This is a genomic window from Halomonas sp. I5-271120 (genome assembly GCF_030553075.1).
In the GTDB taxonomy this organism is placed as follows: Bacteria; Pseudomonadota; Gammaproteobacteria; order Pseudomonadales; family Halomonadaceae; genus Onishia; species Onishia taeanensis_A.
In genome coordinates this window covers 2,342,991-2,367,566 of record NZ_CP130701.1, presented here as the reverse complement: position 1 = coordinate 2,367,566, position 24,576 = coordinate 2,342,991, and the positions used below count along the sequence as shown (strand labels likewise).

General features: G+C 59.3%; 21 protein-coding genes. 6 read left to right on the top strand and 15 right to left on the bottom strand.

Annotated features, from left to right (window positions below; genetic code table 11):
* Both Q2K57_RS10575 and Q2K57_RS10570 read right to left on the bottom strand, forming a co-directional pair.
* Positions 1 to 969, bottom strand: a complete 969-nt coding sequence (locus Q2K57_RS10575) for a magnesium transporter CorA family protein (protein ID WP_304525005.1) — start codon at positions 967 to 969, stop codon at positions 1 to 3.
* Between the two features lie 178 nt (positions 970 to 1,147).
* Complete coding sequence (locus Q2K57_RS10570) at positions 1,148 to 1,861, bottom strand: DUF3581 domain-containing protein (RefSeq protein ID WP_304525004.1); 714 nt, start codon at positions 1,859 to 1,861, stop codon at positions 1,148 to 1,150.
* Between the two features lie 575 nt (positions 1,862 to 2,436).
* Here Q2K57_RS10570 and nhaD point away from each other — a divergent pair.
* Positions 2,437 to 3,858 carry a sodium:proton antiporter NhaD gene (nhaD, locus tag Q2K57_RS10565; protein WP_258396502.1) on the top strand — a complete coding sequence of 474 codons (1,422 nt, stop codon included), beginning with the start codon at positions 2,437 to 2,439 and terminating at the stop codon, positions 3,856 to 3,858.
* Between the two features lie 82 nt (positions 3,859 to 3,940).
* Here nhaD and Q2K57_RS10560 read toward each other — a convergent pair whose 3' ends face one another.
* Complete coding sequence (locus Q2K57_RS10560) at positions 3,941 to 4,960, bottom strand: IS30 family transposase (protein WP_304525003.1); 1,020 nt, start codon at positions 4,958 to 4,960, stop codon at positions 3,941 to 3,943.
* A 466-nt stretch (positions 4,961 to 5,426) separates the two neighbouring features.
* Here Q2K57_RS10560 and Q2K57_RS10555 point away from each other — a divergent pair, with 466 nt between their 5' ends.
* From Q2K57_RS10555 to Q2K57_RS10540, 4 genes are all read left to right on the top strand, one after another.
* A complete protein-coding gene (locus Q2K57_RS10555; RefSeq protein ID WP_304525002.1) occupies positions 5,427 to 5,825 on the top strand; it encodes a hypothetical protein in 399 nt (132 codons plus the stop codon).
* On the top strand, positions 5,794 to 7,014 hold the full coding sequence (locus tag Q2K57_RS10550) for a hypothetical protein (RefSeq protein WP_304525001.1): 1,221 nt from the start codon (positions 5,794 to 5,796) through the stop codon (positions 7,012 to 7,014). Before Q2K57_RS10555 ends, Q2K57_RS10550 begins: the two co-directional genes overlap by 32 nt.
* A gap of 133 nt (positions 7,015 to 7,147) precedes the next feature.
* Entirely contained in the window at positions 7,148 to 9,898 is a 2,751-nt protein-coding gene (locus tag Q2K57_RS10545; protein WP_304525000.1) for an EAL domain-containing protein, read from the top strand.
* 15 nt (positions 9,899 to 9,913) lie between these two features.
* Entirely contained in the window at positions 9,914 to 10,714 is an 801-nt protein-coding gene (locus tag Q2K57_RS10540; protein WP_304524999.1) for a PEP-CTERM/exosortase system-associated acyltransferase, read from the top strand.
* A gap of 20 nt (positions 10,715 to 10,734) precedes the next feature.
* Here Q2K57_RS10540 and Q2K57_RS10535 read toward each other — a convergent pair whose 3' ends face one another.
* The 12 genes from Q2K57_RS10535 to ltnD all read right to left on the bottom strand — a co-directional run bounded on the left by Q2K57_RS10535 (position 10,735) and on the right by ltnD (position 23,073).
* Positions 10,735 to 11,817 carry a DUF3541 domain-containing protein gene (locus tag Q2K57_RS10535; protein ID WP_304524998.1) on the bottom strand — a complete coding sequence of 361 codons (1,083 nt, stop codon included), beginning with the start codon at positions 11,815 to 11,817 and terminating at the stop codon, positions 10,735 to 10,737.
* Positions 11,818 to 11,887: 70 nt separating this feature from the next.
* Entirely contained in the window at positions 11,888 to 12,634 is a 747-nt protein-coding gene (locus tag Q2K57_RS10530) for a trimeric intracellular cation channel family protein (RefSeq protein ID WP_304524997.1), read from the bottom strand.
* An 84-nt stretch (positions 12,635 to 12,718) separates the two neighbouring features.
* Positions 12,719 to 13,606 carry an NAD(P)-dependent oxidoreductase gene (locus Q2K57_RS10525; RefSeq protein ID WP_304524996.1) on the bottom strand — a complete coding sequence of 296 codons (888 nt, stop codon included), beginning with the start codon at positions 13,604 to 13,606 and terminating at the stop codon, positions 12,719 to 12,721.
* 76 nt (positions 13,607 to 13,682) lie between these two features.
* Complete coding sequence (locus Q2K57_RS10520; RefSeq protein ID WP_304524995.1) at positions 13,683 to 15,143, bottom strand: aldehyde dehydrogenase family protein; 1,461 nt, start codon at positions 15,141 to 15,143, stop codon at positions 13,683 to 13,685.
* A gap of 84 nt (positions 15,144 to 15,227) precedes the next feature.
* A complete protein-coding gene (locus tag Q2K57_RS10515; protein ID WP_304524994.1) occupies positions 15,228 to 16,502 on the bottom strand; it encodes a TRAP transporter large permease in 1,275 nt (424 codons plus the stop codon).
* The gene (locus tag Q2K57_RS10510) at positions 16,499 to 17,164 is read right to left on the bottom strand and encodes a TRAP transporter small permease (RefSeq protein WP_304524993.1); all 666 of its coding nucleotides are present in this window, start codon (positions 17,162 to 17,164) and stop codon (positions 16,499 to 16,501) included. The genes Q2K57_RS10515 and Q2K57_RS10510 overlap by 4 nt, the downstream gene beginning before the upstream one ends.
* A 64-nt stretch (positions 17,165 to 17,228) precedes the next feature.
* Positions 17,229 to 18,230 carry a TRAP transporter substrate-binding protein gene (locus tag Q2K57_RS10505; RefSeq protein ID WP_112055172.1) on the bottom strand — a complete coding sequence of 334 codons (1,002 nt, stop codon included), beginning with the start codon at positions 18,228 to 18,230 and terminating at the stop codon, positions 17,229 to 17,231.
* 59 nt (positions 18,231 to 18,289) lie between these two features.
* Positions 18,290 to 19,252: a D-erythronate dehydrogenase gene (gene denD / locus Q2K57_RS10500; protein ID WP_304524992.1), complete on the bottom strand. Its 963-nt coding sequence runs from the start codon at positions 19,250 to 19,252 to the stop codon at positions 18,290 to 18,292.
* 54 nt (positions 19,253 to 19,306) lie between these two features.
* Complete coding sequence (gene otnI / locus Q2K57_RS10495) at positions 19,307 to 20,101, bottom strand: 2-oxo-tetronate isomerase (RefSeq protein ID WP_304524991.1); 795 nt, start codon at positions 20,099 to 20,101, stop codon at positions 19,307 to 19,309.
* A gap of 91 nt (positions 20,102 to 20,192) precedes the next feature.
* Positions 20,193 to 20,840, bottom strand: a complete 648-nt coding sequence (otnC, locus tag Q2K57_RS10490) for a 3-oxo-tetronate 4-phosphate decarboxylase (RefSeq protein WP_112055169.1) — start codon at positions 20,838 to 20,840, stop codon at positions 20,193 to 20,195.
* The gene (gene otnK, locus Q2K57_RS10485; RefSeq protein WP_304524990.1) at positions 20,837 to 22,171 is read right to left on the bottom strand and encodes a 3-oxo-tetronate kinase; all 1,335 of its coding nucleotides are present in this window, start codon (positions 22,169 to 22,171) and stop codon (positions 20,837 to 20,839) included. The genes otnC and otnK overlap by 4 nt, the downstream gene beginning before the upstream one ends.
* On the bottom strand, positions 22,168 to 23,073 hold the full coding sequence (gene ltnD / locus Q2K57_RS10480; RefSeq protein ID WP_112055196.1) for an L-threonate dehydrogenase: 906 nt from the start codon (positions 23,071 to 23,073) through the stop codon (positions 22,168 to 22,170). The genes otnK and ltnD overlap by 4 nt, the downstream gene beginning before the upstream one ends.
* 449 nt (positions 23,074 to 23,522) lie before the next feature.
* Between ltnD and Q2K57_RS10475 the strand changes: the two genes are divergently transcribed.
* Positions 23,523 to 24,551: a LacI family DNA-binding transcriptional regulator gene (locus tag Q2K57_RS10475; protein WP_112055167.1), complete on the top strand. Its 1,029-nt coding sequence runs from the start codon at positions 23,523 to 23,525 to the stop codon at positions 24,549 to 24,551.
* Positions 24,552 to 24,576 lie beyond the last annotated feature (25 nt).

The window sequence follows — 24,576 nt, the reverse complement described above, 5'->3', positions numbered from 1 at the left end:
CTACATCCAGCCCTTGCGGCGGAACAGCCAGATCAGGCTGGTCGCAATCACGGCCATCACGCCAAGCAGGGCAAAATAGCCATATTGATAGCCGAGTTCGGGGATATAGGCGAAATTCATCCCGTAGAGACCGGCCAGGAAGCCGAGTGGCACGAAGATGGCGGTGATAACGGTGAGCACGCGCATGGTGATGTTGAGCTGGTGAGACGATATTGAGATATAGCCGTCTACCAGGTCACCGCAGATGTCGTAATACATCTGCGTCAGGCTATAAAGGCGCTCGAAACGCTCATGAACGTCGTTGACGGCATGCAGGGTGTCGGCATCTTCCCGGGGCAGGTGATCGTAATCATAGGCCGTCAGTTCCTGGGTGATCGCCTGATGGTAGTTGAAGATCCGACGCATCTTCACCAGCCGCGACTTATAGCTGATGATCCGCTTCATCAGGCTGTCATTGCCGGCTTCGATCAGGCCATCCTCTAGATCGCTTAGTTGAGTCTCGAACTCCAGCAGGCTCTCGAGATAGAAACCCGCCGAGAGATGCATGATCTTCAGCGCCAACTGCCCGGGTGATTGCCCCAGCAGCTTGCTGCCATCCTGTCCCCACATGCGATCAATGCTCATGGCAAGGCTCGGATGCAGGCTGATCAGATAGCGATCGCCGATAAAGAAGGCGACCTGCTGTGGGGCATAGTTGAGCTCAGCGTCAAAGGACGATATGCCCCGATAAATAATCAGGGTGTGCGTCTCGAATTCTTCGATCTTGGGAGGATGGCGCTCCCGCTGGGCGTCGATGATCGCCAGAGGGTGGCAGTCGAAGTCCTCGAGCAGGGCTCGCTGTCCTTCAGGTGAAGAGCCCTGCAGGTCGATCCAGATGCGACTTTCCGGTTGCTCTCGCCAGTTGGCGATCAACTCTTCTCCGCCCGTGTGCGAATGACCCTCGGTGTCGAGCAGTAGCGTGCGAATCATGAGGCACGATCCTTCCTGGATAATGGAAAGGTGCCAAGATAAGCCAGTCCCCATGACTTTGCACTGGCTGACAGACGGACTGACTGAGAGACGGGCTGACAAACACGCAACTGAGCATCATGCAGGCAGGTGCTAGAGCAACACCCTACCGAGAGACCTCGTCGTAGGGGCAATCACATCAGACGGCTGCCTCATAGGCGGCCTTGAGGCGGTAGAACTCGCAGACGATCTCATCCATGGCGGCGGTGTCATAGTCACGCAGACCGCTGACCACCAGCTTCTTGGACCCCCGGCCGATATTTTGGCCACAGGCGGTGAGGCCGAACTCCAGCAGGGCCTCGCCGCGCTTGCCGAGCACTTCGAAGGATGAGTCCTCGAGCTCAAGGCCAGGGTCTTCGACGTCGAGGCGGTCCAGCGAAAAGCCCATGCTGTCGTAAATCACCAGCGGACGCTGGGGATTGAACATGACGCCATGCGTCTGCATCAGCGGCTTGAGATAATGAGGGAAGTTCTTGCCAGAAAACGCCACATACCGACGCGTAAACGCCGCAATCACGTCTTCGTCATGCGTCAGTCCACCGCTTCGCTCTACTTCCAGATACACCTTGCCATGGTCGTCAGTGACGCGGATGGAGCCATCGTCATGCTCTTGGAAATCCAGCGCGACCTCCGCCCCTACCATGCTGCGAAAATGGAAGGTCATGCATTGAGACAAGCCGAACTTCGACAAGACCAGCGCAAAGAGCAGATCCCCCGGCACACAGAAGCGCCGCGCATCCGGGTTGTGGATCGGGTTGTAGTCTCCGGCGACCTGTTTGGCGAAATGGCTGGCTTGCTCCGCACTGATGCTGATGCGGCCGTCGTGGACCTGATGGAATTTGTCGAGAAACATGCGTCGTCTTATTGCACCTCAAGAAAAGATTAGGCTTCGCCCTTCCCGGGGCGAGAGCGGTCACGACAGTCCAAGGACAGCGGACATCCTGTTTACCTGACGCCATTGGCCGGCAAATTGTCGGCGATGAGCGACACTATTGTCTCACCTAGTCCTCATGCTTCGCGGAAGCCAGCACTCTCTGCTGTATCACTAGACTTCGCGGGGGTAACGTAACATGTTGTCAAAAATTCGCCTATCGCTGCGATGCGATATCCGCACCAACTCGCAAGTCCACTCCTTCCTGAATACCGCCATCACCGCCATGATTGACGACGATCTGTCGAATCGGTGCTCTCTGTATCGCGGGTATTCAGAATTCCCTTCTCAGATGCTTTTCTGTCCACCCTAAAGCTGAATAAGAATCATGATGTAGAGCATGCACGCAGGTTAATTGCCGCTATGCATCGAAGGTCTCTAATTGGTGTGACTACGCGGCATGATAGCATCGTAGAAAACCGTTATTTAAACCAAAGCCGATACAATAAATTATGAACAATAAATCGCCTTTTTCATGGCAACGCTACCTCCCAGCAATGGCACTCGCCCTGCTCTGCCTGGCCGTCAGCCCCTCGGTGCTGGCCATGTCCGGCGAGCTCGACCTAACCGGTTCGGCGGTAGGCATGTTCACCGTCGCCATCTTCGTTCTTGCCTATGTACTTGTCATGCTTGAAGAAAAGCTGCACATGCGCAAGTCGAAGCCGGTGTTGGTGGCCGCGGGCATCATCTGGGGACTGATCGGCTGGGTCTATGTTAGCAATGGCATGCCGGACGCTGCCGAACATGCGTTTCGGGCCACGCTACTCGAATTCTCGGAATTGATGCTGTTTCTGCTGGTCGCGATGACCTACATCAATGCCATGGATGAACGCGGGGTGTTCGATGCCCTGCGTGGCTGGATGCTGGAACGCGGCTTCAGCTACCGCAGCCTGTTCTGGCTGACGGGCGGCCTGGCCTTCGTGATTTCCCCCGTCGCCGACAACCTGACCACCGCCCTGCTGATGTGCGCCGTTGTCACCAAGGTGGCTGAAGGCAATCACCGCTTCATCAACCTGTGCTGCGTGAATATCGTGGTGGCCGCCAATGCCGGGGGCGCCTTCAGCCCGTTTGGCGATATCACGACCCTGATGGTCTGGCAGGCCGGTCTGGTGGAATTCTATGAATTCTTCGAGCTACTGGGGCCGTCGTTGACCAACTTCCTGGTGCCGGCGGTGGTGATGAGCTTCTTCGTCCAGAAATATCATCCCAAGGCCCACGGTGAGCATATCGAGATGAAGCGCGGCGCGCGGCGAATCGTGCTGCTGTTCCTGCTGACGGTGGCGACGGCAGTGGCCTGTCATACCCTGCTCCATCTGCCACCGGTGCTCGGCATGATGACAGGCTTGGGTTACCTGCAATTCTTCGGCTATTACCTGCGCCGCAGCCTGCCTCGCGAACTGGAGCGCCAGCGCAATCATTACCGGCAGCGCGGAGACCTCCAGGCGCTGGAACGCCTGGGCAGTGTCGTGCCATTCGACGTATTCAACCGCATTGCCCGTGCCGAGTGGGATACGCTGCTGTTCTTCTATGGGGTAGTGATGTGCGTTGGTGGCCTGGGTTTCATGGGTTACCTGTCGATGCTCTCCGAAGTGCTTTACAGCCAGTGGGATGCCACCTGGGCCAATGTGTTTCTGGGCCTGATCTCGGCGGTGGTCGATAACATTCCGGTCATGTTTGCGGTACTGACCATGGAACCGGATATGTCGCATGGTCACTGGCTACTGATCACCCTGACCGCTGGCGTCGGCGGCAGTCTGCTGTCGGTCGGCTCGGCTGCGGGCGTGGCGCTGATGGGGCAGGCACGCGGCTCCTATACCTTCCTCGGACACCTCAAGTGGACACCCATCATTTTCCTCGGCTATGTGGCCAGTATCCTCGTCCATCTGTGGCTGAATGCAGGCAGTTTCGCTCTGCACTAACCTGCTCTAGCCGGCAGTTTCCGCTGCCGGCTACCTTTCTCCGACCTTATTTCCTCGGCGGTCTCAAGTTCCAAGTGCAACGCTATTGAAGGGTGCCGGGACCGGCGACCGATTTTTTGAGCACCTCGGCGTATACTTCCATTGGCGTGCGCCAGTCCAGTGTCTTGCGCGGCCGCGTGTTTAGTGAGTCCGCGATCGCGTCGAGCTCTTCTTGGCTGTAGACAGAAAGATCTGTGCCTTTCGGCAGGTACTGCCGTAACAGCCCGTTGGTGTTCTCATTCGAGCCCCGCTGCCATGGGCTATGCGGGTCAGCGAAGTAGATGGCCGTACCGGTCTTTTGGGTGATCTCGGCATGTTTAACCATCTCCCTGCCTTGGTCGTACGTCATGGACAGACGCAGGGATCGAGGCACTTCATTGAGCTTGTCGCTGAAGCCAACCGCCGCCGCCGTAGCCGTGGTGCCATCCACCTTCGCCAGGATCACCAGCCGCGTGGTGCGCTCCACCAATGTACCGACCGCGGAGCGATTATTGGCGCCAATGATGAGGCCGCCCTCCCTGTGGCCAGGCATCAAGCGGTCTTCGATCTCAGGCGGCCGCATGTGGATACTGACCAGATCGGGAATCTGCTGGCGCCGATCTGAGCCACGGCTGCGTGGCCGACGCTTGCCGTTGCCCTGCCGCAAACAGGCGATGAGCTCTTTTTTGAGGCTGCCACGGGGCATCACATAGAGCGCGTTGTAGATGGCCTCATGAGAAACTTGTCGATGTGAATCGTTGGGAGACATGCGTTTCAGTGTGCGGGTTATTTGCTGCGGTGACCAGTACTTGCGCAGCAGATGGACCACGACCTCGAACAACTCGCCGTCGGGATGCAGCTTGGGGCGCTGACGTGGCCGATGACGCGTTAGGCGGGCCCGGTAGCCGGCGAGACTGGCATCGTAGCCTTTGATGGAGTCAATCGTATGGCGAGCGATTTCACGCGATACGGTACTCGGGGCACGGCCCAGATGACAGGCGATAGCTCGGATCGAGTGAGTCGTTCGCATCATCATGATGGCAGCTCGGTCTTCAGCAGTGAGATGGCGGTAGCAGTAGGTCATGGCAACACCGTACCTGATGGGTTACGTGTTGCACTTGGTCATTGAGACCGCCCCCTTTTCATAGCGTTTGTCTGTCTCGACTCACCTGTCACTGACTTTTCCAGCTCAGGCAGCAGCCGGCATAGCCAATACCTCAGGCGTGCTTTAAGATGCTTAAATAAGCATAATTCATGAGTGCAATAATATTTCAAGTTGTAACTAGAACCTGATCGCACAAGTTTGGCCACTGCGACATGAGGAGTGAAAGGTCTATCAATCAGCCGACGTTAAATATAGCTCGCTGTGCGTGCCTTTCTCCCGGCCCAAGCACTTGTTCTGCCAGCAGCAGCGTGAATGACGCTGTCAGGGCAGTTTGTAAACAGCGAAGTGCCCAACCAGGTTCCATTAACCGTTTGGGTGAACCATGTCGGGAATAAGGTCTGGTCTGCCTCTCAGCTTGGCGCGCTGGCTGCTAACGAGCTTGGCCATGGTGCTCGCACCAATCTCTATTGCTGAGGAAGGACAGCTCGATATCGTCATGGTCGCGCACCAGGGTGTCAGAACAACATCGCTAAACCGGGATACCGCCCGAGCCATGTTCGCCATGCGGCAACGCACCTGGCCAGACGGACAAGCATTGAGGGTGTTCGTGCTGCCAAACGACCATCCCGTACATGAGCGCTTCGCCAAGCAGCACCTTTCGGTCTACCCGCACCAGCTTCAGCTGTCCTGGGATCGTGTCGTGTTTTCGGGAACCGGGCAGGCCCCCACGAAAGTGATATCACAATCGGAAATGCTAGAACGCATCGCCACTACCCCGGGAAGTCTGGGGTATCTCGACAGGGAGCATCTGGATGATCGTGTCCAAGTCATATCAATGGAGTGAAGCAGGGGCACGACTCCTTGGCGTCATCGGCCTTGTGGGTCTTCTCGGAACTGCTACACATGCAGATGCTCAGGATATGGGCGATACACTACAAGTCCATGGCTTTCTCAGCCAGGCACTAGTGATCACTGATGACAATAATTTCTTCGGGCCCAGCAGCGAAAGCGGTGGCAGCACCAAGTTCACCGAAGTCGGCGTTAACTTTTCCGTGCGTCCCCACGAGGATGTTCTGGTCGCCGCGCAGGTACTAAGCAGGCGCGCAGGTGGCGATGGAAGTGAGGCGCAACCCGAGCTGGACTATGGAGTAATTGACTATCAAATACTCTCAAACCAGGAGCGAAACATAGGCTTGCAGCTGGGGCGATTCAAAAACCCTTTCGGCTTTTACAACCAGACACGCGATGTAGCTTTTACACGGCCAAGCATCCTGCTTCCTCAATCGATCTATTTTGATAGAACTCGTTCTCTGGGTCTGGCTGGTGATGGTGCTAGCATCTACGCAGAGGAGCGACTAAGCACAGGTAGCATTAGGGCACAAGTTGGCATCGGGGAGGCCCAAGTAGGTGAAGATGTCGATAGAACACTTGGATTTTACAATAAGTCAGGGTCCTTTAAGTCCCAGTCTTCCCTCATAGGTCAAGTTCGATACGAGCACGATGCTGGACGGGTCATCTCTGCCATTAGTGTTGGACATGCCAAGGCAGATTACGAATCAAATGACAACAACCTCAACAACGGTAAACTTAATTTCCAACCATGGGTATTCTCTGTTCAGTATAATTCCGAGAACTGGAGCCTGACTGGAGAATATGCGGTCAGAAAGACTGAGCTTTATGGGTTTAATGAGCCAAGGAATTTTTCATCCACAGGAAACAGCTGGTATTTACAGTACATCTATCGCCTGAGAAGGGACTGGCAGTGGCTTGTTCGTTATGACAGCTTGATCAGCAACCGTGATGACCCTTCAGGCAAGTACTTTGAATCCAGTGGAGCGGGACCAGCCCACTCACAGTTTGCAAAGGATTGGACCATGGGCCTGCAGTGGCAACCATACCCCAAGATTCTCATCTCGGCAGAATACCATTATATCAATGGTACGGGCTGGACCCCTATTCAGGACAACCCTGACGCGGCCAATACTAGTCAATACTGGAATATGTTCCTGACTCAGTTTTCGCTGCGCTTTTAACTTCCTCTTCATTATGATCAGGCATATGCTAATAGGATAAAATTATTCACCCATGGACAGGTCGCAGCAGACAAAACCTAAGCTTGGATTGACTTGGCGCGTAATTGCGTTGAGTAGCCTTCTGCTACTTGGAATGACTACAGTCTTCACGATGGTCGGCCGAGACAACCTTCTGCGACAATTCGATGATTCCCGCAACGTTCAGCTGAAACGGCAAACCAGAATAATTCGTCAAGCCCTCAGCCAGTCTATGGATAGCCTGCGGCAGATCGCAGCACTGAACGCCTCTCTCACCCCAGGTCTTGGAAATGCTCTGAAGCAAGCTGATCAAACAATCATCGCCGACTCTTTCAGTAATAAATGGCCAACACTACAACTGGAAGCGGGTATCGACGAACTCATGGTACTAGATGGCACTGGCCAGCCGCTTGCTCAATGGGGTGCCAGTCAGGCCGGCCATGACTTACCCATCACGGAATGGGGCAAGAAAGTTATTGCTTCCGACATGCCCTTCACGACATTACGCTGCTTCGCTAACTGCCGGCAGTATGCATTGGCTCCTATTCTGGTAGATGGCCAAAGCCATGGTGCTATCTTGGTCTCTCGCTCACTAGCTGATGTAACTCGGCAGGCCCGAGAAGTATCCGGAAGCGATGTCGCCCTGCTGATTACAGGGCAATATGCTCGAGAGCAATTGGACGTAACACGCAGTGTCAGTTCCTGGCATGGCAAGTTGGCCACACTCACCAACCAAAAAGAAACCTTGCCACTTATACACCAAGCGGCATATCTCAGTTCATTAGAAGAGTTGCAAGATCGGTCCATTAGGCTGAAACATGATAATAATCATATAGAAATCAGCGCGATTCTCCTCAACAGCGGTAGTACACGAAGTGCGAATGGCCACTTCTTACTTATGTCCGATATTTCATCGCAAATGGATGCCATCGACCGAGATACTGGCACAATCCTCGCGACCGGTTTAATTGGATGGCTAGCTGCAGAAGCAATGCTTCTAGCCATCCTCTGGAAGCCCATGGCGCGGGTTCGCCGGCTATCAAGCGTATTGCCAGCACTCGCAGAAGGCGGTTTTGCCAAGGCTAAACAGATGATACCGCTGCCGAAACGGCGTCTTTTGGATGAAATCGACCTACTCGATGCCGCTGCATTGGATCTTGCAGGTCAGTTGGAGACCCTTGAAGGTGAAGTCCAGTCTCGCGGCGAGCTTTTGAACGCCCGCCTGGCAGAACTAGCCAGAGAGCGAGATTTCATCGAAAGTCTTCTAGATACTGCACATGTTTTGATTCTGACACAAGACGATCAAGGCAGAATCAGCTTGGTCAACCAGTACTGCCAAGATATTTTTGGCCAGCCATACGATATTATGCTTGGACAACGATTCGAAGCGCTATTCCATAATCCAAGCGACGCTGATTATGAGATTAGGACTCACCAGGCAGAGGAACGCCTACTTCGCGGTAAAAATGAAGAACAACGCACTATTGTCTGGTATCACGCTCGCCTATCTGACAGCAGCGACCCTTCTATGCATACCATTTCTGTCGGCATCGACATAACCGACCGAAAAGCTGCAGAGTCTAGACTCGCCTGGCTAGCAAGCCGTGACCCTCTGACTGGTCTATATAATCGGCGTGCTTTCCAAGATAGGGTAGAAAAAGCATTAAATAGCGGCATTCCAGGGGCAATCCTGTTCATGGATCTTGACCAATTCAAGGATGTCAACGAACTCAGCGGCCACCCCGCCGGTGACAGACTACTTGAAATCGTAGCCCGCAATATTGAGGATAATCTGGGAAGCCGAGGCATTGTCGCTCGGCTGGGTGGCGATGAGTTTTCAGTATTATTGGAGAACTCAGGCGATGGCGAGGCTATTCAGATTGCGAAAGCTATCGAAAAAATACTCGATAATACTAGCTTGTTGCTACCAGACGGACGTCGTCACCGCGCAAGTGTAAGTATCGGCATCGCCTGCTATCCTCTACATGGCCATACGCCAGCGGATCTGATGGCCAACGCCGATGTTGCCATGTACAAAGCGAAGGAGAGCAGCCTCAATCGTTGGCATATACTTTCTACTCTTGATGAAGCAAAAACCGAGCTGCAAGAACGTGTCTATTGGATAGAGCGAATTCGTTACGCACTAAAAAACGATGAGTTTGAGCTAATGGCTCAACCTATTGCTCGATTAGCCGACCGCGAAGTAAAACATTACGAAATACTCCTGAGGCTTCGTGGTGAGAATGGAGAATTAATATCGCCTTGGCATTTTATACCAATCGCCGAACGTAGCGGGCAGATTATTCAAATAGACCGCTGGGTGATTAGGAAAAGCCTCCAGCTCCTGAGCCTTCTCAACAACACCGAAATCACCATATCTGTAAACCTCTCCGGGCACACACTTCACGACAAAGAGCTAAAACAATTTCTTGAGCAGGAAGTTATTGATAGTGGCGCCAACCCAGAAAAATTGATCTTGGAAGTTACCGAAACAGCTGCAGTGACAGACTTCATCACCGCCAGAGATATGCTTCAATCCTTACGCAACATAGGCTGCAAAACTGCACTTGATGACTTCGGAGTTGGCTTTAGCAGCTTTCACTACTTAGAGAAACTTCCGATTGACTATATAAAAATAGACGGGTCATTTATCCGAGAAATATGCTCAAACAATAATAGCAAAGTTATCGTAAAAGCCATATCAGATATATCCACTGGGCTTGGGAAACAAGCCATTGCAGAATTCATCGAAGACGAAGAAACCATCATTGCTTTACAGAGTTATGGGATAAAATATGGCCAAGGATTCCATATCGGAAAACCAGAGCTTGCCAAAAAAATACTATTTAGAAAACAAACAACCTGAACGAAAATAAAGCCCATGGAAACTAAAGAAAAATTAGAGACAAGCAAAAAAAAATATACGGCTAGAAGAAACGCCTATTTATTCGACAAGTATTTCCAAGTCAACATCGCCAGCACACAAAAGGAGGAGGAAAATCTCCGAAGGCTAAGGCATGAAATATTCATCGAAGAACTTGAATACAAGCTTAATGCTGACAAAGATAAACAATTTGAATACGATCGCTTTGACAACTCATCTATACACTGCTTTATTACGCATAAAAGAACTGGAATGATAGCAGGGTGCATGAGGCTAGTTAAACCCGTGAAGGGTGATTCGGATAATTTATCACTACCTCTAGAGGATGTTTGCACACCACTTTTTAATCACCCCAACTCTCACCCAAGAAACTTTCCTAATAATGAGGTGTGCGAAGTATCAAGGTTCGCAATCCCTAAGATTTTCCGGAAGAACAAAAACCAAGAAACTGAAAGCTCAAAAAACTTTAAATTCCAAGACGAAGAGTCTGAATTGTTTCCAATAATCATGATCAGCCTCTTCCTTGCAACCTTCGCCTTAGTCGGACTAACAGGAAGACCACATGTCTTTGCATTAATGCAACCTAACTTACCTAGAGCCCTATCATTTTCAGGGTTTTATTTTACAAGGGTAACAGATATATTCGAATACTTTGGAACTAGAGGTGCTTTCTACATAAACTACGAAAGTGCAAAAAATGAATTCAAGAAAGAGCTTAACCCTCTCTACCTACACATTAGAAACCAGATTAAGGAAAAACTTCCTGCCGAACACATCTCGGTCAGTCAGAAACTTTAAAATGAGTCATCCTAAGAAGCTTATTTTTCTATCAAAAGCATAGGCCCCGGATAGAGCCTCTCGGGCCAATCCAGCAGCATGATGGCCAGCACATTGCGGTGCTCGCCCCGTGCCAGATCAGTGCTGCCGAACTCCCCGGGGATCATTCTTGCCTCTGGGTCATAGGCCCTTATCAGTGCCTGCTGAGTATGCGAGACGACCGGGTGATCGGTCAGCCCTGCCAGCTGAAAGCTGATACCGACTTCGGTGTAGATGTCTTCCTTGGTCTCGGCCAGGATACGCTCGATCTGAGCATCGAAAGCCTCGAGGATCCAGGCGTTGTCTGCGGCCGACACGGGATGCTGATAATAGTCACTGGCGGCAATCACGAAGTGCGTCATGCCATAGATCTTGTTGCGAAAGGACGCTTGCGACAGCGCTGCATCGCGGGCCGGTGGGTAGTGATCACGAAAGGCCGCCTGGACCTCATGGCGTAGATCAGCTAGCCCCAGCCCATAGAGATCATAGGTCAGGTTTGCGACCTGGGCGGCATAGACCTCGAGTACTTCGGGAGACGTCAGGAAGTCGCGATACGGCTGGTCTTCGAGATACGCCATCACCCTACCGATTTCCGGCAGCTGCTTGTCATTCAACAGGCCATGGAAGCGCGCCTGATTAAGCCGAAAGGCGAGGGTTTTAGCGAAGATCATTTCGCCCCACTCCCCCAGCATCTGCTTGCGTCTGCGTTGCTTGCCCGTGCGTTCAGGATAGCGTTCTAGCATCCCGGCGGCTCGATGAGCGGCATAACCCGGCTGGGCCAAGCCGGTTATATCCTTTTGCAAAGATGCCACGAGTCGCGTGCCGTAGTCCTGCAGTGGAGGCAAGTACCGGTCGTCGCCGGTAAGACGATAAAGCCGCTGGGCATAATGGCGCTGGTTGGCGACGGGAAGTGTGTCGAAGGCAGTGTCATAGCGTGCGCGAATCTCGGCCGCAATATCCTGCTGTGAAAGCGGATAGGTAGTAGCACATCCCACAACCAGACAGCACAGCAGCCATAGCAGAGCCCAGCGCACCCGGCTCTGCATTGGATGATAGGCTTCATACCTAGATGACCTAGACCGCATGACGCCCTCCTACCACAAGATGGTTGAACAGCATGGCTGCACGAAGTATAGCCTCACTGCAGAAGATGCCTCAGCGGCGGCGGCGTGTCGTTCTGGGGCTGATCAGTTTAACCCTCACCTTGGGCCGGCGCCGCACGTTGGCCGTGGCATCGCTGGCCGCGGCGTCGCGGGATTCAGTATCAGAGGGCTCTGGTGGTGGCGTCACCACCCAGGCAAAGGTCGGCAGGCTTAGTTGCCAGTAGATGGCCGCAAGTCGCAGTGAGAGGGTCAAACCCAGTGCCAGGCCAATCGAAAGGACAGTATTCATCTGGAGTTCGAGGAGCAGCACATAGGCCGTGCCACCAATGATCGACGCCGTGGCATAGATCTCCTGGCGCAACACCATCGGTACCCGCCGAGCCAGAACGTCGCGCAGCATGCCGCCGGCTACCCCGGTCATCATGCCCATCAACACCGCCACCACGCCGGCACTGCCCAGCATCAGCGCCTTATGAGTGCCGATCACGGTGAACAGCGCAAGCCCGCAGGCATCGGTCACCGGCAGAAAAGTGCGCGTCAGGCGATGAATATAGTGAAACCCGAGAATCGAGAGGCCCACGGTTGCCAGAACCACCCACAGATAGGTGGGATCAGTGACCCAGAACACCGGGCGCACGCCCAGCACCAGGTCTCGAATGGTGCCACCGCCGATGCTGGCCACCGCCGCCAGCACCAGCATGCCGAAGGGATCCATGCGCGTGCGGCAGGCAAGAATCACCCCCGACAGCGCGAAGACGATCACCCCCGCCATGTCCATCCAATAGACCAACGCCGTCACATCATCGCTCCTTGCTCATGTTCCAGGTAAGGATACGCGATTTGTGACGGCGCCGTGTCTATTCACCTTCGGGCATCACCAAACCTAACGCGATGCCTCGGCCAGCAGGGCGACAAGCTCCGGTACCGCCGCCTGACCGTGCCCCTGCTCGATGGTCTGTCGATACAGCCCGGCGATGCCATCAGCCGCTTGGTGGCTGGCCCCCAATTCCTCGACCATCTGCTGGTAGTAGCCGATATCCTTGTCGGCGTTGGAGAGCGAAAAGCGAAAGCCCGATGCATCATCGGCAAGAATGAAGGGTTTCAGGCGCTCGAAGACCACGCCTGCACCACCGCCATTGCCGAGCACTTCGATCAGCGCCTGCGGCGAGACATCGGCCCGACGTGCGGCGGCTGATGCCTCGGCAAGCACCGCCGAGAAACCCAACGAGACGAAGTTGTGCAAGAGCTTGACCCGATGCCCGCTGCCTACCGGTCCGACGTGGGTAATCGCCTCGGCGAAACTTTCGAGCAAGGGGCGAATCTCGGCGAAGAGCTCATCCGGAGCGCCGACGATCAGATTCAACCGCCCTTCTTCGGCTTCCTTGGGCGTCCGGGTCATGGCGGCGTCGCAGAAACGCCCGCCCCGGGCGACGACCCGCTCGGCGATCGCCACCGTCGAGCTGGGAATCGCCGTGGAGCAGTCGATGACGATGGAGCCGGACGCCAGGCCATCTAGCACCCCGCTGGCCTCGCAGAGCACCGCCTCGACCTGAGGCGAGCCGGTCACGCACAGGATCACCACATCGGCGGCCGCGGCCACCTCGGCGGCGCTCGACAGGCGCGTTGCGCCTTCGGCTATCAGGTCATCCACCGGCTGGTTGCCCGGGTGATCGAGAAAACTCAGTGCGTGGCCATGGCGCAGCAGATTGCGGGCGATTCCGTGCCCCATCAGGCCAACACCGATCAGCCCTACCCGTCGGGAATCCGTCATGCTCTTGCTCCTTGTCAGCCTTGATGAATAGGCCGTGATAAAAAGGGGGATAAATTGGAAAAGGGGGTCAGTGCGCCTAACCGTGGCGGATGGCAACGGTCTTGAGGCGGGTATAGCTCTTCAGGCCCTCGAAGCCTTTTTCGCGACCATGGCCGGAGCGCCCCACCCCACCGAAGGGCAGCTCGACGCCGCCTGCGGCGCCATAGTTATTGACGAACACCTGACCACTGCGGATACCCTTGGCCAGGCGCAACTGACGCCCTCCATCGCGGGTCCAGACGCCGGCACAGAGACCGAAGTCGGTGGCATTGGCGAGTTTCAGGGCCTCAGCCTCGCTTTCGAAGGACTGCACCACCAACACTGGCCCGAACAGCTCCTCGCGGGTCACCGCATGCCCGTCGGGCACATCCACCAGCAGCTGCGGCACCACGAAGTGGCCGCTTTCGGGGGCGTCCGGGGCAAGCTGCCCCGCCGCCGCAACGCGAATGCCGTCAGCCTTCGCCGCCGCAAGCCGCGTTTCCAGCTGCTCGCGCTGGCGGCCGTTGATCAGCGGCCCACAGTCAGCATCACGCTCGCCGGCATCGCAGCGCAGGGCCGCGAAGTGATCGGCCAGTCGCGACACCACCTCATCGAAGCAGGCCGCCTCGACCAGCAGGCGGCTGCCGGCCGAGCATGTCTGACCCGCGTTCTGGATAATGCCGCGCAGCACCGCCGGCAGCGCTGCGTCCAGATCGGCATCCGCGAATACCAGCTGCGGCGACTTGCCGCCAAGCTCCAGGGTCACCGGCACATGGTGCTCGGCGGCCGCCTGGTTGACCCGGGTCCCGGTGGCCGGCGAACCGGTGAACGATAAATGATCGATACCCGGGTGCGCCGCCAGCGCCGCACCCGCTTCGCGCCCGAGCCCCGGCACCACGTTGAGCACCCCAGGCGGCAGCTCCGTGCGGCTGGCAAGCGTCGCCAGGTGCAATACGCTCAGGCAGGCATCCTCGGCGGGTTTCAACACCACGGTGTTGCCGGCGGCCAGCGCCGCGGCCACGCAGCGACCGAATATCTGGGCGGGATAGTTCCAGGGGATGATCTGCGCACAGACGCCGAAGGGCTCGCGCAGCGTCATCACCGCATAGCCGGTCTCGAAGGGAATCGTCTCGCCGTGAAGCTTGTCGGCCCCGCCGGCATAGAAGCGGAAATAGCGAGCACAGGCGGCGATATCCGCCCGGGCCTGGCTGATCGGCTTGCCGGTATCGGCACATTCGAGGGCCGCCAGCGTCTCGGCATCAGCCTCGATGGCGTCTGCGAAAGCCGAGAGCCACTGCCCGCGGCGGCGCGCTGGCCAGGCAGGCCAGTCGCCGGTCTCACCATCAAAGGCACGGCGCGCCGCCGCCACGGCGGCGTCGATCTCGGCCTCGCCACCGCGGGCAATCCGCGCCAGCGGCTCCGCACTGGCCGGGGCCTCGACCATCAGCGTCTCGGCAATGTCCATCCAGCGGCCGTCGATCAGGGCGCCCGCAGGAGGCGTGATAGGCAGCTCACGCATCGATTAACTCTCCTTTGCTTGTTGTTATATCTGAGTGTTGCGCGCTCATGTCTACGTCGTTCGTCGTTGATTGATCGGTGGCGGTCAGTACAGCAGGTCGACCAGGCCGAGCGAGATCCAAGGCATATAGGTAATCGCGATCAGGCAGGCCAGCACCACCAGCACGAAGCGCATCAGCCAGGGCAACAGCTGGTCGATCGACAGCTTGGCCACCGCACAGGCGGCGAACAGGTTGACGCCAAGCGGTGGCGTGAACATGCCGAGTGCTAGGTTGACCACCACGATCAGGCCGAAGTGCACCGGGTCGATGCCGTATTGGACGGCAATCGGCGTGAAGATCGGGGCCAGCACCAGGATCGCCGCCGAGGTCTCGATGAACATCCCGACGATCAGCAGCATCACGTTCACCGCCAGCAGGAAGGAGATCGGGCTATCGAAGACCTGCGTCACCCATCCCGCTACCTGAGCCGGTAGACCCGAGCGGCTGATCAGGAAGCTGAACAGGGCTGCGGCCGCAATGATCAGCATCACCGCAGCAGTGGAAATCACACTCTGCTTGAGGATCGGCACCAGCTCGTCCATGTTCAGCTCGCGATACACCAATCCACCGACGATCACCGCATAGAACACTGCCACCGCGGACGCCTCGGTGGGCGTGAAGACGCCGCCGTAGATACCGCCGATCACCACCACCGGCATCAGCATCGCTGCCCAGGCGCGCTTGAAGGCCGTGGGCAGATCGTGGCGATCCTCACGGTCCCGCAGGCCATAGCCGCGGATCTTGCAGAAGAGGTACAAAAACAGCAGCAGCGCGCCGCCGATCAGAAGCCCAGGGCCTATGCCGGCGATAAACAGCTTGCCGATCGAGGTATCGGTGCTGACGCCATACAGGATCAGCGGGATCGAGGGCGGAATCAGCACCCCGAGCTCGGCCGACGAGGCCTGGATGGAGGCCGCCAGCGGCCGCGGGTAGTAGTGCTTAACCATCGCCGGAATCAGGATCGAGCCGATGGCGAAGGTAGTCGCCACGCTTGAGCCGGACACCGCCGCGAACATCATGCAGGTCAGCACGCAGGTCATGGCCAGGCCGCCCTGCACGCCGCCGACCATCGCCTTGGCCAGATCGACCAGGCGCCGGGAGATCCCGCCGGCGGCCATCAGGTTGCCGGCGAGGATGAAGAAGGGAATCGCCATCAACGGAAAATTGTCGATGCCGACGAACATCTGCTGCGGCACCAGCAGCAGCGGCAGACGCGAGAAGAATTCGATGCCTATGATCGAGGCCAGCAGAATCGAGATGGCGATCGGCACCCCGAGGCTGAACAGGATGATCAACGACAGACCAATGGCCGCATTCATGGGCGCACCTCGTCTTGCGGATGGGTCGTCTGCGCCGTCGCGCCATCGCGCGAAGCACTTGATTGAGTAGCACTTGATTCAGGAGTATTTGATTCAGGAGCGCTGGCTTGATGCACCGAGCGCGAATGGGTGTCCGGCGTGGGCGCCGCGACCTTGGGGGTCTCACTTTCCTCAGGGCCGATGGTCTCGCGACCGGTGACCTGAGCGAGCAGGCGCGCCAGCACGGCGATCAGCGCGAAACCCGCCCCGACCGGCATGGCCGCATAGGCCCAGGCGATCGACACCTCTAGCCCAGAGAGCATTTGCGTCCGCACGCGCAGGGTCATGGACGTGCCGTACTGGACCAGCACCAGAAACACGATCAGGCAGCACAGGGCCACGAAGGCCTCGAGCCAGATCAGTCGACGCGTAGGCAGCAGCTTGTAGATGACCTCGACAGACATCATGAAGCCGCCGCGAAAGCCGGCCGCCGCGCCGAGGAACACGCACCAGATCATCGCCGAGCGGGAGATCACCTCCGACCAGGTCGAAGGCGCGTCCAGCACGAAGCGGGTCACTACCTGATAGAAGCCCAGGGTGACCGAGATGATCAGCATCGCGATCGCCGCCAGCAGGGCGATCCGGGTGGTCAGGCGCTCGAAGCGCAGGAAGAGCTCCACCATCACATCCACCATACTTTAGGGAAAATCCGGCGCCGCCCGGCGCCGGATCAGGGTGTCGCCAGCGTTAGCAGTCGCTGGCACGGATACGGTCGAGCATCTCGCTGCCGTACTGGTCGGTGTAGATCTGGTAGGCGGGCTTGACGGCTTCCTGGAACGGCGCCTTGTCGATGTCGGTCTCGACGGTCATGCCCTTCTCGCGAAGCATCTCCACGCCATCACGCTCGAGGCGCGACACTTCCTCGCGAGTGGCCTGGGCAGAGGCCTGAGCGGCCTGTTCAAACCAGCCCTGCTCTTCCTCGCTGAGGCCATCCATCAGCACCGGCGAGCCGAGCACGATGGCCGGCGAGTAGACGTGGCCGGTCAGCGACAGGTTATCCTGCACTTCCCAGAACTTGCTCGCCACGATCACCGTGATGGGGTTCTCCTGGCCGTCCACGGTGCCCTGCTGCAGCGCCGTGAAGACCTCCGGGAAGGCCATCGGCGTCGGATGCACACCCATCTGCTCGAAGGCCGCCATGTGCACCTTGTTCTCCATGGTGCGGATCTTCAGTCCCGCGGCGTCCTCCGGCGATGTCACCGGACGCTTGCTGTTGGTCATGTGGCGGAAGCCGTTCTCCGACCAGGCAAGCCCCACCAGATTATGCTCGCCCATCTTGTCGAGCAGATCCTGGCCGATCTCGCCGTCCAGCACGCAGCGGGCCTGATCGTAGTCCTTGAACAGGAACGGCAGATCCAGCACATAAGTCTGCGGCACGAAGTTGCCCAGCGGGCCGGTGGAGGTGATGACCACATCGACGGTGCCAATCTGCAGCCCCTCGATCATCGCCCGCTCGCCACCCAGGGCGCCGGACGGATGCTCGACCACCTCGAACTCACCGTCACTCAGTCGCTCGAGGGTCTCCTTGAAGGCATCCGCGCCCACCGAGTAGTGGGAACTGTCGGAGAGGGTATGCCCCAGGTTGATGGTCTGGGCCGCCTGGGCATTCATGGCGCCGAGCGCCAGGGCAGCGGTGGTGAGGCTGCCGATGGCAACGGACAGGCTGTGGCGTGCAAACTTGGCTTTCATTGTTATGACCTCTTGGGTTGCAGAGACACGCTGGGGTGTTCCTCGACGGGATCGAGGACTCAGTCACGCTCGCCGAGATAGCTCTCGACGATGTCGCGAAGGTTGGCATCGCCCTGGAAGCCGAGCTCCCGGGCGCGTGCGTTGATGAAGCGAGACGGCCAGCTGGCGACGATGGCCTCGATGCGCGGGTCAGCCTCGTGGCGGACTCGAGCCAGTGCCTCGTCGCCCCCGATCTCGCGCAGCGCCTCGAGCATCTCGGCGACGCTCACCGTGATGCCCGGCAGCATCAGGGCTCGGGAGGGGCCGAAGGCCTCGCCGGCTACCTCGGCGCCGTGGATCAGCGCCTCGGTGACCCGGCGCGGCGACATCACGAACAGCTCGAGATCGGTGGGCACCGGGCAGACGGCATCCTCGCCGTTGAGCGGCTCGCGCAGGATGCTCGAGGCAAAGCTCGAGGCCGCGGCATTGGGCCGACCCGGGCGGATGACGATGGTCGGCAGACGCAGCACCCGCCCATCGATCAGGCCGCGGCGGCTGTAGTCGGTAATCAGCAACTCGCACATCGCCTTCTGGGTGCCATAGGAGCTCTGCGGCGTCAGCGCGGTCATGTCCTCGACGACATCCGGCAGGTCGCCGCCATAGACCGCCACCGAACTGGCCATGATCAGGCGAGTGGCCGATAGCTTGCGGGCCCGGCAGCCCTCGAGCAGCGCCCGAGTGGCCTCGAAATTGACGGTGATACCCAGATCCAGGTCGGCCTCGGCGGCCGAACTGACCACCGCGGCGAGGTGAAAGATGACCTCCGGGTGCTCGTCGAGGCTTGAGTCCAGTGCACCGGGAGCGGCGATGTCGATGGCCCGAGCGACGCACTCGACGCCTGCAATTTCGGGCGCGGGTGCCTCCACCTGGTCGACCAGGGTCAGGCGTGTGAGCGGCTCACCGTCCAGTTCGCGACAGGTGGCGAGGGCGTGGACGAGGCGTTGGCCGAGGAAACCGGCGGCACCGGTGATCAGAACGTGCATGTCAGCTACCTGGTGGTTGTTAAAAACGTGTCGTGAAAAAGCATCGCCGAGGATTCAGCCGTGCAGGCCATAATCGCGACCCCAGGCGAGTCCCGCGCGGGTATCGCCGGCCGGCCGGTATTCGCAGCCCACCCAGCCCTGATAGCCCAGCGCATCAAGGTGGGCGAGCACCGCCGGGTAATTCACCTCACCCAGGTCCGGCTCATGACGCTCCGGCACCCCGGCGAGCTGCACGTGACCGATGTGCGGGAACTGCGCCTCCATGTTGCGGATCAGGTCCCCCTCGACGATCTGGCAGTGATAGAGATCAAACTGCACCTTGAGATTGTCGGCACCGACCCGTTCGACTACCTCACGGGCCTGACCCTGGCGCTGCAGGTAGAAGCCCGGCATGTCGCGGCCGTTGATCGGCTCAATCAGCAACGTCTTGCCGACCTTCTCAAGCTCTCCGGCCGCGAAGCGTAGATTCTCGATATAGGTGGCCAGGTGCGCGTCTCGGGTCGCCGCATCGGCGCCCTCAGGCAGCAGGCCCGCCATGGCGTGTAGCCGCGGACAGTCCAGCGCCTGCGCATAGCGAATACCCTCAACGACGCTATCGCGGAATTCAGCCTCACGGCCGGGCAGGCTCGCCAGCCCCCGCTCGCCGGCGTCCCAGTCCCCGGGCGGCAGGTTGAACAGCACCTGCTGCAAGCCGTTGTCATCCAGCGCCGAGCGCAGTTCCCGGGCATCGAAGACATAGGGAAAGAGGTATTCGACGCCTTGGAAACCGGCCGCGGCGGCGGCCGAGAAGCGCTCCATGAAGGCCTGTTCCGGGAACAGCATGCTGAGATTGGCGGCCACTCGGATCATATCGATTCCTGTTTACTCTCTGTTATGTCGATCTTTTCGATCATTTCGCCCGGCGCAAGCGGCGCCGCATTGTGTTCAGTGGCGGGCTACGTCAATCGCGAGGAAAACGCGCCTCGAGCTCGGCCACCTGCTCATCCGTCAGGCCGCGGGGGTTCTGGCCACGCAGCAGCAGATAGAGCTTGGCGGTCTCCTCGAGCTCCTCGGTGGCATAGACCGCAGCTTCCAATGACTTCCCGGCCACCACCGGGCCGTGATTGGCCAGCAGCACGGCACTGTGCTTGCCGGCGAGCCCCTTGACCGCATCACCCAGCGCCGGGTCGCCCGGCATGTGATAGGGCACCAGCGGCAGCCGGCCGACCCGCATCACGTAGTAGGCGGTCAGCGGCGGGATGCAGTCGCAGGGATCGACCTCGGGCAGACAGGACACCGCCACCGAGTGAGTCGAATGCAGGTGCACGATGGCCTCGGACTGAGGCCGCTCGCCGTACATCGCCATGTGCAGCACGCTTTCCTTGGTCGGCTTGGCGCCATCCAGATGGCGGCCATCGCGGTCGAGCCGCGAGATACGCACCGGGTCGAGCCGCCCAAGGCAGGCATTGGTGGGCGTCATCAGCCAGCCGCCATCATCGAGGCGCACGCTGATATTGCCGCTGGAGCCCATGGTCAGGCCGCGATCGAACAGCGACTTACCGTAGACCGCGATCTGCTCGCGCAAGCGGTTGTCATCACGCGTGCTCATGCGCCCTCCTCTCGAGCGGCCGACTGCTCGTTAAGGACCTCGAAGGCTCGGGTGAAGAAATCGACGCCGCCGAAGTTGCCGGACTTGAGCGCCAGCGACAGAGGCGCCTCACGGCCTGCCACCTGTGTCTGGGTCCATGGCACGCCGGGGTCGATCTGCTCGCCGATGCGCAGCTCGCCAACGCCCAGCGCCGAGACCACCGCGCCGGAGGTCTCGCCGCCGGCCACCAGCAACCGCCCCACGCCCTCGGCGACCAGCGTCTGGGCGATAGTGGCCAGCGCCCGTTCGACCAGCTCGCCGGCCCGCGCCGCGCCCAGGCTCGCCTGGGCGGCTTCCACTGCCTGCGGCGCCGCCGAGGCATAGATCAGTACCGGGCCGTCGGCCGCACCGGATAGCCGCGCCCGCGCAAAGTTAAGGGCTTCTTCGATCGGCGCGTCGCTTTCGGCCAGCGCCAGCGGGTCAAGCGCGAGGCCTTCGTGGCGGCCGAGAAAGTGCTCGACCTGGCCAAGCGTCGCCCGTGAGCAACTGCCGGAAAGCACCAGGGCCGCGCCGCTGGCCGGCGCCAATCGCCCGGCGTTCTCGACCGGTGAAAGCCAGCCCTTCTTGCGATACTCCGCCGGCAGCGCCTGACCGAGGCCAGAGCCGCCGGTGACCAGCGGCATCTCGACCACAGCCGCGGCGATGACCTCGAGATCGCTTTCATCCAGGGTGTCGCAGATCACATGGCGGCCCCCTGCCTGCTGCAGGTCGGAGAGATGCGCACTGGCCGCCGGCGCCCCCTTGGCAAGGGTCGCCCGATTCAGCAGGCCCACTTGGTGAGACGTCTGACCTGCGAGCACCCGCACCAGGTCGGCGTCACGCATCGGGTTCAAGGGATGATGCTGCATACCGCTGTCATTGAGCAGCCGATCACCGACGAACAGGTGGCCCTGATAGACGGTGCGGCCGTTGATCGGGAAGGCCGGCACCATCACCGTCTGCTTGCTGCCCAGCTGATCTAGGAGAGCATCGGCCACCGGGCCGATATTGCCGTCATCGGTGGAATCGAAGGTCGAGCAATACTTGAAAAATACCTGGCGGGCGCCCTGGGCCTGAAGCCAGTCGAGGGCTGCCAGGGAATCGCGGATGGCATCCGCCGCGGGGCAGGAACGTGACTTGAGTGCCACCACCACCGCATCGACATTTTCCAGCGACAGAGCAGCGCTCGGCACGCCGATCACCTGCAGGGTGCGCATGCCCGAGCGCACCAGGTTGTTGGCAAGATCCGTGGCGCCGGTGAAATCATCAGCGATCGCGCCGAGGACGATGTTGGGAGCAGGCTCACGCCTCATGAGTGGCCCTCCCCCGCATCGCCGTCGTTGGCCGCCGGCAGGTCGATGCCGGAAAGGCGCTGGTAAACCTTGATCACCGCCGAGTCATCCTCGCGGCCAAAGCCCGCGCCGCTGGCGGCGGTGAACTGCTGCAGGGCACTGCCCGCCACCGGCATCGAGAAACGCAGCTCGCGGCCGGTCTGATGCACGATGTTGAGATCCTTGACGAAGATGTCGACCGCCGAGAGCGGGGTGTAGTCGCCCTTGAGGATATGCGGCACCCGGTTCTCGAACATCCAGGAATTGCCCGCCGAGTGGGTGATCACGTCATACAGCACCTCGGGGTCGATACCCATGCGGATGCCCAGCGCCAGCGCCTCGGCGGCCGCGGCGATATGCACGCCGGCCAGATGCTGGTTGACCAGCTTGACGCTGGAGCCGGGCCCCGGCGCATCGCCGAGGCGATAGACCTTGGCCGCCATGGCGTCGAGCGCCGCTTGGCCTTTGGCGTAGGCCGACTCGGCGCCGGAGGCCATCACCGATAGATCGCCGCTGCGCGCCTTGGCGGCGCCGCCGCTGATTGGCGCATCGAGCATCTCGAGGTTCAGCGCCGCCAACCGCTCACCGAGCGCCGTGGCATAGCTCGGTGCCACCGTGGCGCACTGCATCACCAGGCTGCCCGGCGCCAGACGCTCGGCCAGGGCCGCCTCTCCCGGGGCCGGCGCATCGAACAGCACGCTCTCGACCTGCTCGGCATTGACCACCACCAGCACCACCACGCGGCACTCGGCGGCAAGCTCGGCGGGGGTGGACACGCTGCGTCCACCGCGGGCCTCGAAGGTCTCGCGGGCCTTGGCCGAAATATCACAGCCAATGACCGGCAGACCGGCCTCGAGCATGGCCGTAGCCGAGCCGAGACCCATGGCACCAAGGCCGACGACACCGATGGATGAGGCGTTTTGTGGGGACACGGAAGACTCCTACCTGAGTTGATCATGAGCGAATAGGCCGCTCGCCGAGAGGGGCCAACAGTGGGGCAAAAATGGCCGCTGACTGTCTCTGGCGATGTGCTGATGTTAGCGCTACCATTCATTCTTAGAGTAGGATTCTGGACAGAGCAAGACGCAGCGCACAAAGCGAGACCAATGTCTAATCACCCGCCTCGCCCCGGATCACCGCCCCATGCAGGGGGCCACATCGAAGGCCAAACCCGGTGCCGAGAGAAAAGGAGAAAGACGGATAAAAGAAGCTGAGAGAGCAGCTGAAAAAAGCAGCTGAGAAAGCGGCTGACAGAGACGGAATGAGGCGAGCAGTAAGGGAACGAGCCATCGAACCATCAGCAGTCAGGGACTGATCACAGGAGGGAAAGCCCATGGCGGGCGACAAACAACGACGCCACCGCAAGAGTGTCATGCAGCCGACGCTTGCTGACGTGGCGCGGGAGGCCGGCGTCTCATCGATCACCGTTTCCAGGGTGCTCAACTCGCCGCAGGCGGTACGTCCCGCGACGCGCGCCACCGTCGAGGCGGCCATCGACAAGGTCGGCTATGTGCGCAACATGCTGGCTGGCAGCCTGGCCTCGGCCAACTCTCGCTTCATCGCGGTGATCGTGCCGTCGCTTGCCAATATCGTCTTCGTCGAGGTGATCGCCGGCCTGCAAACGGAGTTCGAGCGCCACGGCTACCAGATCCTGCTCGGCAACACCGACTACGACCTGGACCGGGAATGCGAGCTGGTGCGCACCTTTCTCGGCTGGTCTTCCTCGGCGCTGGTATTGACCGGCCTGCGTCACAGCGAGGCCTGCCAGCGCGTGCTCGAGAACTGGGAGCGCCCGATCGCCGAGATCATGGAGCTCGGCGAAGCTCGCGACCTGAACATTGGCCTCGATCATGCCGAAGCCGGGCGCTGCATGGCGAGCCACCTGCTGGCGCGCGGCCATCGCCGGATCGTCTATGTGGCCGCCCAGCTCGAACGCGACTATCGCGCCGGCCTGCGTTTTGCGGGGCACCGTGAGGTGCTGGAAGAAAAGGGCCTGTCGGCACCGCTGCTGGATCTGGCGCACCTGGGTCAGTTCGAGACCGGCGCCCAGGCGCTGGAAGAGGTGCTCGCCCATCACCCGGAGGCCACGGCGATCCACTTCGCCAACGATGATCTGGCCACCGGCGCCATCCTGCACGCCCAGCGACAGGGCATTCGGGTGCCCGAAGAGATCGCCATCGCCGGCTTCAACGGCCTGCCGATCGGCCAGCGCATCACCCCGCGCCTGACCACCATCCGCTCACCGCGTGAGGCTATCGGTCGCGAGGCCGCCCGCCGGGTGATTGCAAGGCTCGAGGGCGCCGCTCGAACCCCCGACCAGCATGACGTCGGCTTCGAGCTGCTGGTCGGTGAAAGCACATGAGCCTATGAACAATGCTCAGTGACGC

Bases quoted from the DNA above. Each gene is read 5' to 3' on its own strand.
- Q2K57_RS10575 (WP_304525005.1), bottom strand. From the start codon at position 969: ATGATTCGCACGCTACTGCTCGACACCGAGGGTCATTCGCACACGGGC.
- Q2K57_RS10570 (WP_304525004.1), bottom strand. From the start codon at position 1,861: ATGTTTCTCGACAAATTCCATCAGGTCCACGACGGCCGCATCAGCATC.
- nhaD (WP_258396502.1), top strand. From the start codon at position 2,437: ATGGCACTCGCCCTGCTCTGCCTGGCCGTCAGCCCCTCGGTGCTGGCC.
- Q2K57_RS10560 (WP_304525003.1), bottom strand. From the start codon at position 4,960: ATGACCTACTGCTACCGCCATCTCACTGCTGAAGACCGAGCTGCCATC.
- Q2K57_RS10555 (WP_304525002.1), top strand. From the start codon at position 5,427: ATGGTGCTCGCACCAATCTCTATTGCTGAGGAAGGACAGCTCGATATC.
- Q2K57_RS10550 (WP_304525001.1), top strand. From the start codon at position 5,794: ATGATCGTGTCCAAGTCATATCAATGGAGTGAAGCAGGGGCACGACTC.
- Q2K57_RS10545 (WP_304525000.1), top strand. From the start codon at position 7,148: ATGACTACAGTCTTCACGATGGTCGGCCGAGACAACCTTCTGCGACAA.
- Q2K57_RS10540 (WP_304524999.1), top strand. From the start codon at position 9,914: ATGGAAACTAAAGAAAAATTAGAGACAAGCAAAAAAAAATATACGGCT.
- Q2K57_RS10535 (WP_304524998.1), bottom strand. From the start codon at position 11,817: ATGCGGTCTAGGTCATCTAGGTATGAAGCCTATCATCCAATGCAGAGC.
- Q2K57_RS10525 (WP_304524996.1), bottom strand. From the start codon at position 13,606: ATGACGGATTCCCGACGGGTAGGGCTGATCGGTGTTGGCCTGATGGGG.
- Q2K57_RS10520 (WP_304524995.1), bottom strand. From the start codon at position 15,143: ATGCGTGAGCTGCCTATCACGCCTCCTGCGGGCGCCCTGATCGACGGC.
- Q2K57_RS10515 (WP_304524994.1), bottom strand. From the start codon at position 16,502: ATGAATGCGGCCATTGGTCTGTCGTTGATCATCCTGTTCAGCCTCGGG.
- Q2K57_RS10510 (WP_304524993.1), bottom strand. From the start codon at position 17,164: ATGGTGGAGCTCTTCCTGCGCTTCGAGCGCCTGACCACCCGGATCGCC.
- Q2K57_RS10505 (WP_112055172.1), bottom strand. From the start codon at position 18,230: ATGAAAGCCAAGTTTGCACGCCACAGCCTGTCCGTTGCCATCGGCAGC.
- denD (WP_304524992.1), bottom strand. From the start codon at position 19,252: ATGCACGTTCTGATCACCGGTGCCGCCGGTTTCCTCGGCCAACGCCTC.
- otnI (WP_304524991.1), bottom strand. From the start codon at position 20,101: ATGATCCGAGTGGCCGCCAATCTCAGCATGCTGTTCCCGGAACAGGCC.
- otnC (WP_112055169.1), bottom strand. From the start codon at position 20,840: ATGAGCACGCGTGATGACAACCGCTTGCGCGAGCAGATCGCGGTCTAC.
- otnK (WP_304524990.1), bottom strand. From the start codon at position 22,171: ATGAGGCGTGAGCCTGCTCCCAACATCGTCCTCGGCGCGATCGCTGAT.
- ltnD (WP_112055196.1), bottom strand. From the start codon at position 23,073: ATGGGTCTCGGCTCGGCTACGGCCATGCTCGAGGCCGGTCTGCCGGTC.
- Q2K57_RS10475 (WP_112055167.1), top strand. From the start codon at position 23,523: ATGGCGGGCGACAAACAACGACGCCACCGCAAGAGTGTCATGCAGCCG.